An 18,309-nucleotide genomic window follows, 5' to 3' on the forward strand; every position below is an offset into this window, starting at 1 on the left:
CAGTGAATTTTCTGTTTTAGGAATTGGGCAGAACGGCTAAATTTTTAGGGGATATTTTTTGGCTTCGGAGGATTTCCGAGACTAGCCGATATCCTCCATATATTAAGGAAAATGATATGGCAGCTCATCAAAATGGTTCTGAAGCCAATCACTCCCAAAGTTTAAAACATGGACTCAAATCACGCCACCTGACCATGATCTCGATTGCAGGGGTTATTGGTGGTTCTCTATTCGTCGGCTCAGGCAGTATTATTTACAATACCGGACCTGTAGTTTTCTTAACTTACGCTTTAGGTGGTCTACTTGTTTGGTTCATCATGCGTATGTTAGGCGAGATGGCCGTTTTAAACCCTGATAGTGGCTCTTTTTCAACTTATGCTGACCGTGCGATTGGCCGTTGGGCAGGTTTCTCAATTGGCTGGTTGTACTGGTGTACTCTGGCCATGCTCATGGGCTGGGAAGCCTATGTGGCAGGTAAAATTCTAAACAATTGGTTCCCGTTTATACCGATCTGGGTCTATATGGTCGTGGTGATTGGCGCACTGGTTGTTGTTAATTTACAAAACGTGAAAAACTATGGTGAATTTGAGTTCTGGTTTGCGCTCATCAAAGTTATCGCGATTGTTGTTTTCCTTGTGATTGGTAGTTTAGCCATCATGCATTTGTGGCCTTGGGGCAATCCGGCTGCATCTGGTATTAGTAACTTAACCTCTCAAGGCTTTATGCCAAATGGCGGTTCTTCAGTGATTACCGCCTTGCTTGGGGTGATGTTCGCCTATATTGGCGCCGAAATTGTTACGGTAGCTGCAGCAGAGTCGGCAAATCCATCTAAAGAAATTCGTAAAGCCTCGAACTCGGTGGTTTGGCGTATTATTTTATTCTACGTTGGTTCAATGTTCGTTGCGGTATGTCTTATTCCTCACAACAATGAACTTTTAAAAGATTCGACTTGGGGTACTTATAGTGTAACTCTGTCTGCACTTGGTATTCCGGGCGCGCGCCATATCGTAAACTTTGTGGTTCTAACCTCAGTATGTAGTTGCTTTAACTCAGCACTTTATACGTGTTCACGTATGTTGTTCTCTTTAGCTAAACGTGGTGATGCACCGAAAAGTTTTGGCTCTGTAAACAGTAAAAGCAGTCCTTGGGTGGGCGTGATTGTGTCATGCTTCTTCTCTGTAATTGCGGTAGTTTTAACTGCAACCGAGAGTATGAATGTTTATGACTTTTTCATGCTAACAACAGGTGCGGCAACACTGTATGTTTACCTGACCATTGCGTATTCTCAGCTTCGTATGCGTAAAAAATTAGAGGCTGAAGGCGTAAAAATTGACTTTAAAATGTGGATGTTCCCTTATCTAACTTATGTGGTGATCTTTGCAATTATTGGTGCAATTCTTACCATGTTGATTGAAGGCACCTATTTTAAAGAAGTGATTTACACCACAGCGCTGTTCGGCATTATTGTGTTCTTCGGATTGTTATCTGAAAAATTGGGTTGGGGTAAAGATCGTCGCGCAACCCATTTAACTCATAGCCATGAAGAAAAGTTAGTTTAAATTTTTAAATCAAAAGAGCCTCACAGTGAGGCTCTTTTTTATTTTGCTCAGATAAAAAGATCAATTCAGTGTGGGTACACCTGCTTCACGTAAGCACTGGAGCAAGACACCAAAAGCCATCACCATATCTTTTTCATTTACACAGGCAAAGCCCATCAGCAGCCCACGTTCTGCATGTGCATGTGACTGCATGTAGTACTGTGAAAGAGGACGAACTTTGACACCACGTTCAAGCGCTGTGGCTGCAATCGCAACATCGTCACAAGCGTTTGGCAGTTTTAAAACTAAATGTAATCCTGCCGCTTCATCATATTCATGAATAAACTCGGGGCCAAGATAACGTTGAATTAAGCTCACCAAGTAGTCGCGGCGTTTGCCATAAAGTAGCCGCATACGGCGAATATGCGCTTCATAATGGCCTTCACGAATAAATTCAGCGAGGGCTTTTTGCTCAAGCAAGTGCCCACCACGATACAGCTCGGCTGCCACAATACGTAGGGGTGAAAAGAGTGGTTTAGGTACCACCAAATATCCAATTCTTAAAGATGGATAAATAGTTTTACTAAACGTACCCATGTACAGCACAGGCGCATCATTTTCTAAGCCTTGTAATGATGGATACGGTTGGCCTGAGAAACGGAACTCACTGTCATAGTCATCTTCTACAATCCAGCTATTGTGCTGACGGGCAATCTCAATCAATTTACGTCGGCGGTTTAGGCTTAAATGAGAGCCAAGCGGATATTGGTGGGAAGGTGTGACAAAAATGAGTTTAGGAGGCTTTGCTGGATTTTCCTCAGGAATAATACCTTCAGCATCGACAGGCATTGGCTGAATATCAAGCCCATTGATACGTAACGTATTACGCATTCCCCAATAAGCAGGATCTTCAATCCAAATTTTATCTCCCATATCACTGAGCGCACGTGAGACTAAGTCGATTGCCTGGTGAATGCCTTCGGTAATAATAATCTGGTCCGCATCGCACTGGACTGAACGTGCAACACGTAAGTAATCTGCCAACGCACTTCGAAGCTCGATACAGCCACCAGCATTGCTATAAATCAGGCGGTTAATGTCAGGTTCGCGGCTTAAGCGTGCTTGAATACGACTAAAAATATGATGTGGGAACTCGGTTACGTCAGGCGCACCTGGCACAAAAGCGCCCCATTGGTGTGGCGACGCTGCGGCATAGCCCAATAAGTTGGAACCACGATTTGAGAGCGCATAAGAGCTTTGAACTTTCGGGCTAGAAACTACTTTTTTCTTGTTTTGTGTATTTAAAAAACTCTCTGGTAATTTTTCGGCAACCCAAGTGCCGTGCCCTGTACGGGCTTCTAAGTAGCCTTCAGCTTGTAGCTGTTCATAGGCAGTGAGCACTGTATTTCTAGAAACATGAATTTCACTGGCTAAATCGCGTGACGCAGGTAGACGAGTCTTGGGCTGGATGACTCCATCAATAATGGCACCACGCAGGCAACGGAAAAGGCGTTGATGTAGTTTCCCTTCAGTGTCCTGTTGGAGTCGTTGCAGCAAATGATCTCCAAGTAAACTACGCAATTGGCTCTCTCCTACAGTTAAAAAGTGGCTCTCGTCAGTTGGCATCAGACGAGCGAAATTACATGCATAGGCAGTCGTTGTAAAGCACCCTGAAAATTAAGCACAGGATGCAAGAAACCAAAGCTGCAACTGATGATGAAAATATGAGGGAATCAAATGGATAATCAACATTCTGCACTTAACGCACGTAAACAGCAAGCAACTCCACGTGGTGTAGGCGTGATGTGCCAGTGGTATGCGGAAAAAGCTGAAAATGCCACGCTTTGGGACAAGGAAGGCAACCAATTTATCGACTTTGCTGGTGGTATTGCGGTTTTAAATACAGGCCATCGCCACCCTAAAGTCATTGCAGCGGTGACTGAGCAACTTACTAAATTTACGCATACTGCCTATCAAGTAACACCATATGAAAGCTATGTCGCTTTAGCTGAGCGTATTAATGAACGCGCGCCAATTGCTGGTCCTGCAAAGTCAGCTTTTTTCACAACTGGTGCAGAAGCAGTTGAAAATGCGGTGAAGATTGCGCGTTCTTATACAGGTCGTCACGGCATTATCACTTTTGGTAACGGTTTCCACGGTCGTTCATTCATGACCATGGCAATGACAGGTAAAACTGCGCCTTACAAACGTGATTTCGGCGTAATGCCAGCGGGTGTGTTCCATGCACGTTACCCAGTACCAGCTAAAGGTATTTCAGTAGAGGCAGCAATTGAAAGCGTTGAAGATATTTTCAGTGAAGATATTGCACCACATGATGTTGCTGCAATTGTGCTTGAGCCAGTACAAGGTGAGGGTGGTTTCAATGTTGTGCCAGCTGAGTTCTTAAAACGTTTACGTTCAATTTGCGACAAGCACGGCATTTTATTGGTTGCTGACGAAGTGCAATCAGGTTTTGCCCGTACTGGTAAATTATTTGCAATGAACTATTACGAGACTAAAGCAGACCTCATCACGATGGCGAAAAGCTTAGGCGGCGGTTTCCCAATTTCAGGTGTTGTGGGCCGTGCAGAAGTGATGGATGCACCAAACCCAGGTGGACTAGGTGGTACATACGCAGGTAGCCCGATTGCGGTTGCTGCTGCGCACGCGGTAATTGATGCAATTGAAGAAGAAAACTTATGCGACCGTGCAAATGAATTAGGTGCAGAATTAGTCGCTACCCTTAAAGATATTCAGCAAGCAACAGGCGATGTCGTAACTGATATTCGTGCATTAGGTTCAATGGTTGCAGTAGAGCTTGAAACAGCTGAACAAGCAAAAGTTGTACAAAACTATGCAATGGAAAACGGGTTGTTACTTCTTACTTGTGGTAAATACGGTAATGTAATTCGTTTCTTATATCCATTAACCATTCCTGCTGAACAATTCCGTCAAGGCCTTGATATCTTGAAACAAGGTTTTGCGACACTCAAAGCAGGTAGTGCAAAAGCAATGGAGCAATCTGCATGATTCAAAATAATTTGCAGTATTTATTAAAACATCCTGATATTTCATTAGAAGCACCTGCATCAAATGACTATATCGAGGTTAATGATGCTGCTACGGGTGAAACTTTGGCATGGGTAAAAACCTATGACCGTGCAGGGGTTGAAGCCGCAATTAACCGTTCAGCAAAAGCGCAGACTGCTTGGAAAAAGCAAACTGCCTTGGCTCGTGCTGATGTGCTATTGGCATGGTACAACCTCATGCTTGAGCACAAAGAAAATCTGGCTCAAATCTTAACGGCTGAGCAAGGTAAGCCATTAGCAGAAGCACGTGGTGAAATTGGTTATGCAGCATCATTCATTCGCTGGTTTGCCGAGCAAGCGCGCCGTATTGATGGTGAAGTCTTAACACCTACGTTGCCAAACCAACGTCTGCTCGTGATTAAACAAGCGATTGGCGTTACAGCGGCAATTACGCCGTGGAACTTCCCAGCTGCCATGATTACGCGTAAAGCAGGCCCAGCGATTGCTGCGGGTTGTTCAATGTTGGTTAAACCAGCAGAGCAAACGCCGTTAACCGCTTATGCGCTTGAAGTATTGGCATTACAGGCAGGCTTACCAGCAGATGTTTTAATTAACATTAGTGGTGATGCAGTTGAAGTCGGTAAAACTCTATGCGAAAGCGATATTGTTCGTAAGTTAAGCTTTACTGGTTCAACGCAAGTTGGCCGTATCTTGATGCAACAATGTGCGCCAACTATTAAAAAGCTTTCACTTGAACTCGGTGGTAATGCGCCAGTTGTGGTATTTGACGATGCCAACCTCGAACAAGCAGTTCAGGGCATTATGGCAAGTAAATATCGTAACAGCGGTCAAACCTGTGTTTGTGCTAACCGTATTTATGTTCAAGACGGTATTTACGATGCATTGGCAGAGCGTTTGGTTGAAGCTGTGTCTAAGCTTAAAGTTGGCGATGGCCGTCAAGAAGGTTCAACTCAAGGGCCTTTAATTGATGAAGATGCGATTGCAAAAGTTCAGTCTCATATTGCAGATGCAACTGAGAAAGGCGCAACAGTTCGTATTGGTGGTCAACGCTCGGCACTTGGCGGCACATTCTTTGAGCCAACAGTTTTAACTGGCGTAACGCAAGACATGAAAGTGTCTAAAGAAGAAACTTTTGGTCCGCTTGCACCACTATTCCGCTTTAAAACTGAAGATGAAGCAGTGGCAATGGCGAACGATACCGAGTTTGGTTTAGCTGCTTATTTGTTTACTCAAAGCACAGCTCGTCAATGGCGAGTGGGTGAAGCACTTGAGTACGGTATGGTCGGCATTAACACGGGCGCAATTTCAAATGAAGTTGCTCCGTTTGGTGGCGTAAAACAGTCAGGTCTAGGTCGTGAAGGTTCAAAATTCGGCATCGAAGAATATGTCGAGATGAAATACCTTTGCGTAGACTTATCTGAGTAAGGAATAAAGCGAGTTCGTTTTGTTCTGAACGAAAACATACAGTTATGCTGTATGTGATGTTTCACAAAAAACCGGTCATGCCCATTCATGACCGGTTTTTTATTTTAAGTCGATAGATAGCCATCACGACTTTCAGGCAAACGCCTAAGTTCATCAATCAGCGTTTCAATGAGTTTTTCAACCACAAGACGTTGGCCTTTTCTCGAAACATAAACCAATTGCAGCGTTCCAATATTCGACTTCCAGTCAGGAAGAATATGGATAAGCGTACCCTTACGAATTTCAGATTCGACGGTTAAAAAAGGAAGGTCGGCAATGCCTAAACCATCCATCACGGCATAATACACACCAGCCAAATCATTACTTTTGATTCGTGGTTGATAAGGCACATCAACCGATTCGCCGTTACGAATATTGCATAAATGCCAAATAGGATTTTGCTTTTGCGTACCTAAGCTAATACTTGGGAAATCTTGTAATTCAGAATAATGTTCAATGATGCGACCTTGCAGTAATTCAGGCGAAGCCACCAGACAATGATCCGTTTTAATCACATCACGAACAATTAAATTCGAATCTTCATTGGGTTCGAAATTGGTACGAATCGCGAGGTCGATGTCATCGTGCAAGATATCTACCCGACGGCTTGTTAGCTCGAGTGAGATCTCAACTTTTGGGTAAGTTTTTAAAAACTGATTTAAAATTTTTCTAATTTGAAAATGCATCATCAGAGGTGGGCAACTAATTTTGACCAATCCTTGAGGTTCACTTTTTTGCTTTAATAACACGTTTTCTGCACATTCAACTTGAGTAATAACCTTACAGCATTCCTCATAAAACTCTTGGCCTAAATCGGTCACCTTAAAATGACGTGTTGTCCTTTGAATCAGGCTGACATTAAATTTATTTTCAAGTTCAATAATGCGTCGGCTGAGCTTAGATTTACTAATATTTTCAGCATCACTGGCTGCACTAAAGCCGCCGTGTTTTACGACTAAATAGAAATAATAAAAATCATCAAAAGAACTTATCAATGTCCGATCAATCCATTTAAATTTAAGATTAGAGTGCTTAAGCACTCTAATCTTGGCAACAGAACTTATTTTTGGCTAGTGTTGTGATTGTAGCTTGAAATCAGGTTACGGTAGTCAGGAATGTGATTTGAGAACAATGTACCCAAACCTTCGATGTCGTTACGCCAGTCACGGTGTAATTCACACGCCATGCCAAACCAAGTCATCAGCTGAGCACCTGCTTTTGACATACGGTCCCAAGCAGCATCACGTGTTAATTCGTTGAAAGTACCCGAAGCATCAGTAATCACAAATACTTCAAAGCCTTCGGCCAAAGCAGATAAAGCTGGGAATGCCACACAAACCTCAGTTACCACACCTGCAATAATCAGTTGTTTTTTACCAGTTGCTTTAACCGCTTTTACGAAATCTTCATTGTCCCATGCATTGATTTGGCCTGGACGAGGGATGAAAGGTGCATCTGGATGAATTTTTTTTAACTCAGGAACTAAAGGACCGTTTGGACCAGTTTCAAAACTGGTTGTCAAAATTGTTGGAAGGTTGAAGTATTTTGCTGCATTCGCAACAGCAAGTACGTTGTTTTTAAATTTATCTGGATCGATATCTCGAACTAAAGAAAGCAAACCTGCTTGGTGGTCAACTAAAAGAACCGCAGCATTATCCTTGTCTAAACGCACGTAATCTTGAGCCATTTTTTATGTCCTCGTGTTATCAAAATAAATAATCAAAAATTATTGAGTAGGTCGTTATTGCCTAAAATTATGCTAGTTGAGTTTTATGTCGTGATTAAGTCTAAAAAATAGGATTAAGAATTTTAAAAATAGGACGATCTTAAAAAGAGCACATTAAATTTTATGATTGTCTCATAGATGAAATAATGTGTTGCTAATCCTGATCTATAAACTGCAATTATTGAGGCGTAAAATCAATACCAGTTCAAGAAAATCCTACATATATAGGAGAGATCAGATGAAGAAATTTCTTGGTGCATATCAAAATAACCACATGCATTGGGTGGGTGATGGTTTCCCTGTATATAACCTATTCTCTTATGACCGTTTAGGCCAAACCCTAAGCCCATTTTTGCTACTAGATTATGCAGCGCCTTATACATTCTCGCCAACAACTGAACAGCAAGGTGTAGGTTCACATCCTCACCGTGGCTTTGAAACAGTGACCATCGCCTACCAAGGTGAAGTAACTCATAAAGATTCAAGCGGCGGCGGCGGAACCATTAAAACTGGTGATGTGCAATGGATGACTGCGGGTGCAGGCGTGTTGCATGAAGAGTTCCATTCTCCTGAATTTGCAGAGCATGGTGGTCTGTTTGAAATGGTGCAATTGTGGGTAAATTTACCTGCTCATTCAAAAATGACGCCTGGAAAATACCAAGCAATTGAAGCGAAAGATATTCCAGACATTGCACTAGACGAGCACGGTAGTCATTTACGTGTGATTGCTGGTGAATATGCAGATGCAAAAGGTGCTGCAACTACATTTAGTCCATTAAATGTATGGGATGGTAAATTGGCTAAAGGCCAAAAACATACCCTCTATGTGCCTGAAGGTCACACCACGCTTGTTGTGATATTAGATGGCGCGGTTGTGGTTAATGATGCAAATCGTCTTGAAGGTAAAACCGTTGCGATTTTGTCTCGTGAGGGGGTCGAGTTTAGTTTAAATGCAGAAGAAGACACTAAATTCTTAGTGTTGACTGGACAACCACTCAATGAACCAATCGAAGGTTATGGTCCATTCGTAATGAATACCAAAGCTGAGATTATGGAAGCGATTAATGATTTTAATCGTGGAAAATTCGGTTCAATCATGCAAGAAGCATAAATTGCCGAACTGCGTTTGATTAAGCTCTAAAAGCAAAGTAATAAAAAGCCCGCTATCAAGTGTGAATAGCGGGCTTTTTCGCTGTAAAGGTTCTATTTTTATGATGGTTTGTATTGTTGTTTCGGCATTGTTTTGTGTGATTTGCTTCTCATTATTATGAGTTAATAATATATTAAAAAAAGATACTTGTAAAACAAATGATATAAATATAGTTAAATTATCTTATTTTATTTAAAAGATTTTTTTTAAATTTTGAAAAAATATAAGGTCTTATAGAGTTCTCTGGTTTTGTAAAAAAATATAAAAAATGAGACAAGTGAGCAGTTAAATATTTTCTATATAAATTGATGCAAAAAATAAAAATCTGGTAGTTTTTAATACGGTGTTTTTTTAGGGTATGAGTGATAATCAAAAAAATTCTCGAAAAATGGGACATCATTTTGAATATCGCAATTATTGGCAGTGGAATGGCAGGGCTTGCGGCAGCAAGAATTCTGAAAGATGCAGGGCATACGATCACGATATTTGAAGCACTTCCTGGCCGGGGAATGGATAGCCATAGCATTGAGTTCGATGGTGGAATTATTGATGCACCGCTACGTGTGATGAATCCTCACTTATGGAAAAATACACTTAGCCTTGCTGCTCATTTAGGCATTAAAACTTTCCCAGTTCGTACTTATATGTCTTGTAGCTGGTTATTCGAAGATCGTACGGAAACATGGTTAACGACTTCTCGTAGCCGTATTGGTAATTTCCCGATTATTAATAACCGTAAAGGCATCCAGCAATATGGCTGGCGTCTTGTGAAAGGGATGTTGCAATTAAAAACTGCGATTCACCAGTTTTTCAAATCTAAAAATCAAGATATTACCCTCGCTGAATTTATTAATCAGAACGATATTGAGGAAGTATTCTGGCATGGTGTGGTTATGCCAGTGCTCTATACAATCTGTACATGTAATCCAAAAACAATTGGCGATTGGCCTGCAAAAAACTTACTTGAGTTTTTACGTCACTTAACTGATGGCGACATGTTATTGCGCATGAAAGGTGGTACACCTGCATTTGTAGATAGCTTGATTAAAGACATCGATATTCATAGCGGATCGGCAATTAAGAAAGTTGAGCAACAAGGCGAAAAAGTACTGGTTGAAAATAGCCAAGGTGAACAGAACTTATTTGATCGAGTAATTGTTGCAACGCCAACATCTAAAATCGATGAGTTTTTAAATCCTGAACAGTTTGCAGAAGATATGAACTTGCTTAAGCAATTCCGCTTTGAACAAGGCGATCTTGTAATTCATACCGATGCGACAGTCATGCCGCCACGCCGTAAAGACTGGTCAGTGTTGAGCTACATGATGGACCGTAAGTTTACGCGTCAGCAATTTACAGTTTGGATGAATGCGGTTGAGCCAACACTCGTGGGTAAAAATCCTGTATTCCAAACTTGGCGTCCAGTGGTTGATATCGACCCTAAAAAAGTTATTTCAAAAGTGACTTTAACGCGTGCGGTTGTAGATTCACAAACGGTTGCTTTAAACAAAGAATTGCAACAACGCCATTTAGACCCAAGCCGTAAAGTATTTTACTGTGGTTCATGGTCATGCGATGGCTTGCCAATTTTAGAGTCAGCAGTTACTTCTGCCATGCATATTGCTGAAATTTTAGGTGCACCTTTACCATTTGTAGGCTTAAAACCTAAAGTGGAAGTTGCTCCAGAACTCGGCTACTAAAATTGTGAAAACAAAAGTTCGAGCAGCTCTCTCTCGATTCATTCCTCATAAATATGCAATTGATGCATCAAGCTTAGGGGATGATCAAGAGCTTGCTTGGACAAATTTGGGTTTTTGGAAAAATACTCAAAACTACCGTGAAGCTTGTCGCCAATTGGCTGACCATTTGGCACAAGCTGTCAATTTAAATTCAAAAGATCATCTCTTAGATTTAGGCTGCGGACAGGGTGCAAGTTTGTTGCACTGGTTACAGCATTATCAGCCTAAAAGCCTCAGTGCAGTTGACTTACAAGCCCAATGTGTTTATAAAATTCAAAATCTTATTCCCGAAATAAGCCAGATTTTTTGCGGTTCATTTTTAAATTTAAAACAATTTGAATTTAAACAAGGCTTCGATGTGGTGATGTGTATTGATGCGGCTTATCACAGCAATTTAAATTCATTTCTAGATTCCATCGCTCTAGTTTTAAATTCAAAAGGACGATTAGGTTTTCACTACCTAATGCGTTCCGATTCATGTCAAAACATGACCGCTCTACAAGAACAAAAGCATCGTTATTTACTCAAAGCAGCAAATGTCGCTTGGGATGCTGTGCCAAATGAAAAAATGCTGAGAACTACCTTGGAACAACAAGGTTTTGTCGATATTCAAATTGAAGATTTATCTGAGCAAGTGTTACTCGGTTTTTCGAAATATATTCAAAATCAACAAGGACAAAAGCAAAGCCGAGGATTGGCAAATTTTAAAATTCAAATGACTGCAAAGTTATGCCAACAACTCTACCAAAATGGATATGTACGTTATATTCAAATCACAGCAATAAAAAAATAGGATGAACCATGTCAGCCAAATATCAAGGATCGTGTTTGTGTGGAGCTGTGAGCTACCAAAGTGAAGCAGAGCCACGTTATAGCTTTAATTGCCACTGTCGGGATTGCCAAAAGGCCACAGGTTCAGCATATGCACCAATTGCTTTTTTTCACCAATCTGAATTGAAAGTAAGTGGTGAGCTGAAATATTTTGAGACTTTGGGATCTTCTGGCCGATCTATTAAAAGAGCGTTTTGTCCGACGTGTGGTTCTCAGCTTTTTGGCTTACCTGAAATTGCGCCTGAAATGATTTCAATACGTGCAGGTACTTTGGATGACCCGAGTCTCTATCAGCCTAGAGCAGAGGTGTTTGTGAGCCAAGCCTACGCATGGGATACGTTGAATCCAAATCTTAAACACTTTGAAAAAATGATAGAGAAGAAGAAAGAAGGATAGAGGCATTCTGACAAGCTCGTACGCTTTTTCTTACATACATTCGGAAAATTGGCGTCTTTTTATGACGTGATGAATTGCCTATGATGAACTCATCAGGAACAGGAAGTTCCGAAACGTAAAACAACAATAATAAGTTTAAGCATCAGGACGTGAGGTATTACAGGAAGTGTACCTAGTAACGAAATACGAAAAAAGCCCAACAGGATGTTGGGCTTTTTTCATTTCTTATTAACGAATTTCTTTACCGCCTAAGGCAGCACAATCAACAGGTGTATTCCATTTCACCGCAGTACCTGTAAGTACTGGGCGAACAATACGCCAAGGCCAGAAGCCAAATCTTTGGCTTTGGTGATAATTAATTACCACATCTGCACCATATTTACGGGCAACGATCGCTAATTTAGGTTTTACTTCTTCAAAACCACCATAAGTTCCTTTCGCAGCTTTAATACGTTTAATAGATTTATAGTGCTCTGCTGAAGGAGTACCTTCAATTAAGCAAATGGGTGGGTTTATAGTAGTTTGAATTTGAGGTTGAGATGTAGTTTCTTGAGCATATGTTGTTAAAGGGAATGCTAGAAATAAAGCAGGTAAAATAAAACGAAGTTTCATATTTTTCCGTATAGGTATCTTAATGAATTAAAGTTTATAAAATAGGTCTTATTTATATGACCTTATTTGGTGGCGCATTATAATCTTATCTTTTTCATATTTCTTATTTTAAAATTATATTTTTTATAAATTAAGAACGTATATTTTTCTGTTAAAAGAATAAATTGGTTTTAGAAAAAATATTTTGAAGCTCAAGTTTATAATAAAATTTTAGTTAAATACCTTCATTCAAAACAGTATGAATATACTATGCCTAAAATTACAGGCAACAAAAAACCCCATAAATCAAATATTCATGAGGTTTAATGATGGTGCCGGCACACGGATTCGAACTGTGGACCTACTGATTACAAGTACGAACAAGTACCTATATTTTTAATAATAAAAACAATGGATTGAGTGTATGGGTTGATAAGAAATTCAATAAAAACAATGAGACCGTGATATTGTCGCTAAGGTGTTGAAAGTTAAGAAAGTAGACGGATGGAGAACAAAGTCTCTTGTAAAGCGATGATGGTTAAGTAGAAGAAAAATAACACGCATAATTAAAGATAGACCATCACTAGACCATATCTTTTTTGACTTTGAGTTGATGGACCGTAAACAGAAAATTGAAGAAAACTAACACTTTTCATAGAGTACCGTAACGGACCTTGATTAAAGCGTAGAGCTATTAAGGAAAATGAGATAGTACCTTAAGTTCTGTTTCTGCCTTCAAATAGAAATACAGTGAGTTTAACTTGATCAAATTTTTTGTGGTTAGGGATGAGTAATAGGGGGAGCACGGGATTTAATTTTTCTTTTATATGATTTCCTCCCCCTAAATTTTACTATTTTTTCATAATTTTCAAAGGAATTTTAATATTTACAATGCGGAAAAGCTTTTCCGCATTTGTATTCTCTGCTCTCCGAGAGATTGATGTGAGAAGTCTCTATGATCAGAGAATACAAATGAAAAGAGGAAATACTGAGGTACATGTGCGATGAAATTCAAATATAACTACTAAATTTGTAAAATGTTATTTGTCTATAAAGAGTATAGGTTATTCATTAGAAGCATTGTCTTTACAGTTGAATAATCCCCATTCTAATAGTAGTAAATAGCTAAATACTTGCGTGGTTTATGCATACAGAAATTTATTCTATCTATAAGCATTAACTTTTGGTTTAATAAGCCATTTTATGTAATTGGGATATAAAATGATTAAAAATATTGTAATTGGTGTCTCTACTATTCTTTCATTATATGGGTGTGTTTCTTCTACTTCTTTAAGAAATCAAGCACAGATAAAATCTATATCAGATACGGATTTTAAAAAATATCTGGATGAAGATATCCAAGCAAAATCTAAGATTAATATTCCTCAACCACAAATTTTAGATGAAACATGGGTAGATACTCAAAAGGCTAATTGCAAAATTTTTGCTTCGTCTCAATTTAAAAAAGAAGATCCAACAGTAAAATTTTATTGGGATGGGGAGTGTAAAGATGGCTATGCTATAGGTTTAGGTAGGGAATTTTCGATTGGAAAACAAACTTATGTAGAAGCAATTGGAGAGTATGAAGGAGGAAAAAAGCTACCTGAATACTTCTACAATTTTAATAAAGTTAAGAAAATATTCGTTATAGGATATTTGCCAAACAATCCTGAAAATACACTACTTTTTCAAGGAACCTTAGATAACAATAACATGTTCAAAAAAAGTATTATTTTTTATGATTTTAAACAAAAAGACATGTATGAAAAAATGTCTTACGATGATGTAGGGATGCAAGGGATAGGTTATACAAGTTCAGGTGGTTTAAATGTAATAGAAAAAACTTTTACTGCTGACCCAATGCTACAAAAGCAAATGCTCGTTCAAATACAAAATAATAAATTATACTCATTTGAGGCATTTAAAGATGGTAGAAAATTATTTGTTGATATGACTTCTGGTTCGCCAGTTCTAGCAATCCCTTCAGAGAATTTAAAGGAATTTCTTACGAAAAAGCTATCTTTAATTGATAGTAAAGTAACTAATCAAAATGATTTAGATCTGCAAAGATCTTTAAAAGCGGATAAGAAAGTAAATACGTATGTTAATTTAACTTGTACTTCGACCAACTATATAAAAGAGGTTGGGAAAGATAATTATTTTGCAATCTGTTCACCTTATAAATCATTAGGAATTTTTAAAAATCAAATTCAACAAGGAAAAGAATTTGCAAACCAGCAAGCACAAAAAAGATCGGAAGAAGTAGAACAATATCTGGATCAACAAAAAGCTAATATTCAACAAGCTCAACAAATGAGAATAGAACAGCAGAAAAGATCTCAAGAAGGTTGGACAACTTTATTGAATGCACTTACTGAAGTAAGTAATGGTGTTGCTGATGGTTATAAGCAACAAGCTGATTTGTATAGAAGCTTTGGAAATAGTATGCCAAATTCTACTGCTCCAATACTAAATAAACAGAAATCAACTTTTAATTGTATAAATATTGGGGTGAGTACAACTTGTAGAGAGCAGTAATTCTATATATTTGGAATTAAAACATGTAAGAATTAGTAATTACTCGCTAATTCTTACATGTAGATAGAGAATCAATAAATATAATTATTAGCAAAAAAACTATAGTACAGATTATTTTATTTAGGAAGATTTCTTCTATTTTTCTTTAATTTTAAGGGTAATATTGCTTTTAAATAGTTTAAATTAGTTAGCTGAAAAATATTTGGTCAGTAAGCATGGTAAAAAAGTTAAAAGCTCATGAACGTTTAGCAGAACGGCTTGCAAATATTATAACCCGTTTAAATAGAGGAGAGTATTTAGACCCTAATGAATTGACTTTAGATTTTGGTGTAACTAAAAAGACTATACAACGAGATATAGAAAGGCTGTCAATCGCAGGTTTACCGTTAGTTATAGATGAAAAAACAAAGAAGTTTCATTTAGGAGTAAATTATGTTGGCAAAATCAGCCCTAAGGATATCCAAAATTTTGCTCAGCTTTCGGGAATTACAGGTTTATATCCTAATTTGGATCTATCATTTCTAAGAGAGTTACTCGATAGTCGTTCATCTGAGGTCTATGCGGCAAAAGGTTATTTTTTTGAAAATACAACTCATTTTTCAGAGCTATTTAAATTAATTCGCGAAGCAATACAAGATCGAAAACATATAGCTTTTCAATACAACAGTAAGTTACGTACAGTACAGCCATATAAACTTATACATCATCACGGTAGTTGGTACTTAGCAGCGGTAAGAAATGATCAGTTAGAGCTACGAGCATATCGCTTGAGTAGAATTGGTAACGATTGTCAAATACAACATCATTTAGATCAATTTGAACCTGATATGGAAATAATAAAACAATTAAAAAATGAAGAGAGTATTTGGTTTGGCAAGGAAAAAAAAGAAATAGTATTGTCAGTTCAATATCAAGCTGCTGAACATTTCGAACAAAGACAGCTTTTTCCTGAGCAGCAAATTATGAAAAAAAACGATGATGGAAGTTTGATTATTTCAAGTCGTATTGCGCATCAAGATCAGATTAAATCCTTAATTAGATTCTGGATACCTTATGTTAAGGTAATTTCCCCTGTAGAGCTCCAACAGAGTGTAGAGAATGATCTAAAGTCATATCTAGAGATAAGTTTTTAGCTTACTTTTAGAAAATTTGAATCAGGTGAGTTCTTAGAGGGACATATCCTGTCTAACCGCTCATTTATGATTATTTATAGTCTATCAATTTAAAGTACGAGAAATAGTGTGAACGTTGAGTTATTAAAGGAATTATATAAAGAATTGATAAATATTGATCAATTAGAAGGATGGTATAAGAGTTACAAATCTCGAGTTTCCGAAGTTGAAGAAATGAGAGAAAAGATGACTAAAGGCTATAAATTAAATCCTCAAAGTGATGAGAAGTTCTTATTATCTTTATTAAAAATTCAAAAAAATGGAATAGCTTCAAGAGGACAGTCTAATATTAGTGATGTAGCTTATAACGAATTAATAAATAATAAGGAATTTCTTGAGATTTTAGAAAATGTAATCAAAGAACCAACCTATGAAAATTATATTAATTTTAGAAGAGTTAGTAAGCGTATATTAACTTTAGTGGGTAGCAATAATTTTCCTTTAATTTTTAATAGAGCGGTCGCAGCCTGTAATCTAGATTTGTCCACTGTTGTAGATGAAAGTAAATTTCATCAATTATTTAAATATCTTGATAAAGAGAAAATTCTTGATATTCCTCAAGAGGTAAAAGATAAAAATTGGTATGCCCAGAATATTTTCTTAGTAAGTAAATTTCGTGAAATACTAAGTGATCTTAAAGGTATAGTTGAGATTGATAAGTATTGGATAAATATATTTATATGGGAAATATATGTAAAAAAAGTCGAGCTTTCAAAGCAGAAAATTTCAGTACCAAATAAAGTGGATACCGATGAGGGTGTATCAGAAACCAATAGATATGATGAGAAAAAAATGCAAAAGATAGTTCAGCCATTAAACCGTATTTTATTTGGTGCAGCAGGAACAGGGAAAACATATCATACAATTAATCATGCACTTAGTATTCTAGATGATGAAACATTAGAAGAGCTGGAAAAAGTAGAACGTATAGAACTGAAAAATAGGTTTGATCAATATAAAGAGAATGGCAACATTAAGTTTGTTACCTTCCATCAGAGCTTTAGCTATGAAGATTTTATAGAAGGTATTCGTGCAGAAGTAAGCAATGGCGGTCTTAGCTATAGTATTAAACCAGGTGTTTTTAAAGAGCTGTGTGAAAAAGCGGCTATTAATAAAAAAGCGACTGATGAAAGTATAAAAATTGCTATTTCAGAATTAACTGAAAAGGCAAAAAATGAGGAAATTACTTTTTATACAAAAAAGGGAGCTGAATTTAAAGTTAAAAGTAATTCAAGTGGTACGCTAATCGCGACTACTTCTAAAGATACCGAAGTAACATTGGCAAAAAGCTATATCACTAACTATCTATTAAATCAGTCTGACGAAATAATTGATCAAAGAAGTTATGAATGGGCAATCGCTAAATCTTTACGTACAGTAATTGATTATAGATCTAATACAAGCAAAGAAAATAATGAACGTTTTATTCTTATCATTGATGAAATTAATAGGGGGAATATTTCCCGTATTTTTGGTGAGTTGATTACTCTAATTGAAGATTCTAAACGTCAAGGCAATGATGAAGAGTTAAGTACAATTTTGCCTTACTCAAAAGAAGAATTTAGTATTCCCAATAATCTTTATATTATCGGGACAATGAATAGTTCAGACCGTTCACTAACCGGGCTGGATGTTGCGTTGCGTCGACGTTTTGAGTTTATTGAAATGCCACCAAAACCTGAGTTGTTAAGAGATCAGGAAGAGAACGAGATAGAGATTGATGGCATTAATATTGTGAAATTACTGACTGTAATGAATCAACGCATCGAAATACTATTAGATAGAGATCACTGTATAGGGCATGCCAATTTTATGCCTTTAAAGGTGGAACCAAGAATCGAAAAATTATCAAAAATTTTCCAGCAAAAAATTATCCCACAATTACAGGAATATTTCTTTGAGGATTGGGAAAAGATCGACGCAGTTTTAAATGGAAATGGAATGCTTCATAAAAAGTATGATCCAAGTTCACAAAATAGATTATTTAAAGATCAAAGCTTGATTAATCGCAGTATTTGGGAGATTAAGCCTGAAGCATTTAATAACGTGAAGAATTATATTGCAATTTATAACGAAACATCCGAAGTTGAAAATGATTTAAATGGATATTGATT

The 18,309-nt window shown here is 37.7% G+C and carries 14 protein-coding genes and 1 pseudogene; 11 read left to right on the forward strand and 4 right to left on the reverse strand.

All coding sequences use genetic code 11. The annotated features are described in order from the left end of the window. Nucleotides 1-116 precede the first annotated feature (116 nt). Nucleotides 117-1,559, forward strand: coding sequence for an amino acid permease (locus SOI76_RS00985; protein ID WP_104080060.1), 1,443 nt, complete (start codon nt 117-119; stop codon nt 1,557-1,559). 60 nt (nt 1,560-1,619) lie between these two features. Here the strand turns inward: SOI76_RS00985 and SOI76_RS00990 are convergent, their stop codons facing one another. After that, a complete protein-coding gene (locus SOI76_RS00990) occupies nt 1,620-3,119 on the reverse strand; it encodes a PLP-dependent aminotransferase family protein (protein ID WP_205668443.1) in 1,500 nt (499 codons plus the stop codon). 156 nt (nt 3,120-3,275) lie between these two features. On the opposite strand from SOI76_RS00990, the gene gabT reads away from it, so the two are divergent. After that, nucleotides 3,276-4,568, forward strand: a complete 1,293-nt coding sequence (gene gabT / locus SOI76_RS00995) for a 4-aminobutyrate--2-oxoglutarate transaminase (RefSeq protein WP_104080062.1) — start codon at nt 3,276-3,278, stop codon at nt 4,566-4,568. After that, nucleotides 4,565-6,013 (forward strand): NAD-dependent succinate-semialdehyde dehydrogenase, encoded by a 1,449-nt coding sequence (locus SOI76_RS01000; protein ID WP_104080063.1) that lies wholly within the window; start codon nt 4,565-4,567, stop codon nt 6,011-6,013. Before gabT ends, SOI76_RS01000 begins: the two co-directional genes overlap by 4 nt. Before the next feature lie 104 nt (nt 6,014-6,117). Here the strand turns inward: SOI76_RS01000 and SOI76_RS01005 are convergent, their stop codons facing one another. Both SOI76_RS01005 and ycaC read right to left on the reverse strand, forming a co-directional pair. Beyond that, nucleotides 6,118-7,092, reverse strand: a complete 975-nt coding sequence (locus tag SOI76_RS01005) for a LysR substrate-binding domain-containing protein (protein ID WP_104080064.1) — start codon at nt 7,090-7,092, stop codon at nt 6,118-6,120. Nucleotides 7,093-7,112: 20 nt separating this feature from the next. Beyond that, nucleotides 7,113-7,739, reverse strand: a complete 627-nt coding sequence (gene ycaC, locus SOI76_RS01010) for an isochorismate family cysteine hydrolase YcaC (protein WP_104080065.1) — start codon at nt 7,737-7,739, stop codon at nt 7,113-7,115. A 277-nt stretch (nt 7,740-8,016) separates the two neighbouring features. Between ycaC and SOI76_RS01015 the strand changes: the two genes are divergently transcribed. The 4 genes from SOI76_RS01015 to SOI76_RS01030 all read left to right on the forward strand — a co-directional run bounded on the left by SOI76_RS01015 (nt 8,017) and on the right by SOI76_RS01030 (nt 11,894). Next, entirely contained in the window at nt 8,017-8,889 is an 873-nt protein-coding gene (locus tag SOI76_RS01015) for a pirin family protein (RefSeq protein ID WP_005066907.1), read from the forward strand. 440 nt (nt 8,890-9,329) lie between these two features. Beyond that, entirely contained in the window at nt 9,330-10,628 is a 1,299-nt protein-coding gene (locus SOI76_RS01020) for an FAD-dependent oxidoreductase (protein WP_050598812.1), read from the forward strand. Nucleotides 10,629-10,632: 4 nt separating this feature from the next. Then, a complete protein-coding gene (chiG, locus tag SOI76_RS01025) occupies nt 10,633-11,460 on the forward strand; it encodes an SAM-dependent methyltransferase (RefSeq protein WP_104080067.1) in 828 nt (275 codons plus the stop codon). Between the two features lie 8 nt (nt 11,461-11,468). Further along, the gene (locus SOI76_RS01030) at nt 11,469-11,894 is read left to right on the forward strand and encodes a GFA family protein (RefSeq protein WP_205668444.1); all 426 of its coding nucleotides are present in this window, start codon (nt 11,469-11,471) and stop codon (nt 11,892-11,894) included. A 228-nt stretch (nt 11,895-12,122) separates the two neighbouring features. On the opposite strand, the gene SOI76_RS01035 is transcribed toward SOI76_RS01030, so the two are convergent. Next, nucleotides 12,123-12,506, reverse strand: coding sequence for a hypothetical protein (locus SOI76_RS01035; protein WP_032054466.1), 384 nt, complete (start codon nt 12,504-12,506; stop codon nt 12,123-12,125). Between the two features lie 174 nt (nt 12,507-12,680). Here SOI76_RS01035 and SOI76_RS01040 point away from each other — a divergent pair. The 4 genes and pseudogenes from SOI76_RS01040 to SOI76_RS01055 form a co-directional block, all read left to right on the forward strand. Beyond that, nucleotides 12,681-12,812 (forward strand): annotated as a pseudogene (locus tag SOI76_RS01040) (hypothetical protein); the annotation flags it as partial. Between the two features lie 894 nt (nt 12,813-13,706). After that, nucleotides 13,707-15,023, forward strand: coding sequence for a hypothetical protein (locus SOI76_RS01045; protein WP_064479366.1), 1,317 nt, complete (start codon nt 13,707-13,709; stop codon nt 15,021-15,023). 215 nt (nt 15,024-15,238) lie between these two features. Continuing rightward, complete coding sequence (locus SOI76_RS01050) at nt 15,239-16,156, forward strand: helix-turn-helix transcriptional regulator (protein ID WP_064479365.1); 918 nt, start codon at nt 15,239-15,241, stop codon at nt 16,154-16,156. 108 nt (nt 16,157-16,264) lie between these two features. After that, a complete protein-coding gene (locus SOI76_RS01055; RefSeq protein WP_104080825.1) occupies nt 16,265-18,307 on the forward strand; it encodes an McrB family protein in 2,043 nt (680 codons plus the stop codon). Nucleotides 18,308-18,309 lie beyond the last annotated feature (2 nt).

The sequence above is a fragment of the Acinetobacter pittii genome, assembly GCF_034064985.1.
Classification (GTDB): Bacteria; Pseudomonadota; Gammaproteobacteria; order Pseudomonadales; family Moraxellaceae; genus Acinetobacter; species Acinetobacter pittii_H.

Excerpts from the sequence above, each read along its gene's own strand:
- SOI76_RS01035 (WP_032054466.1), bottom strand. The coding sequence starts at position 12,506 with ATGAAACTTCGTTTTATTTTACCTGCTTTATTTCTAGCATTCCCTTTA.
- SOI76_RS00985 (WP_104080060.1), top strand. The coding sequence starts at position 117 with ATGGCAGCTCATCAAAATGGTTCTGAAGCCAATCACTCCCAAAGTTTA.
- ycaC (WP_104080065.1), bottom strand. The coding sequence starts at position 7,739 with ATGGCTCAAGATTACGTGCGTTTAGACAAGGATAATGCTGCGGTTCTT.
- gabT (WP_104080062.1), top strand. The coding sequence starts at position 3,276 with ATGGATAATCAACATTCTGCACTTAACGCACGTAAACAGCAAGCAACT.
- SOI76_RS01000 (WP_104080063.1), top strand. The coding sequence starts at position 4,565 with ATGATTCAAAATAATTTGCAGTATTTATTAAAACATCCTGATATTTCA.
- SOI76_RS01050 (WP_064479365.1), top strand. The coding sequence starts at position 15,239 with ATGGTAAAAAAGTTAAAAGCTCATGAACGTTTAGCAGAACGGCTTGCA.
- SOI76_RS01045 (WP_064479366.1), top strand. The coding sequence starts at position 13,707 with ATGATTAAAAATATTGTAATTGGTGTCTCTACTATTCTTTCATTATAT.
- SOI76_RS01030 (WP_205668444.1), top strand. The coding sequence starts at position 11,469 with ATGTCAGCCAAATATCAAGGATCGTGTTTGTGTGGAGCTGTGAGCTAC.
- SOI76_RS01015 (WP_005066907.1), top strand. The coding sequence starts at position 8,017 with ATGAAGAAATTTCTTGGTGCATATCAAAATAACCACATGCATTGGGTG.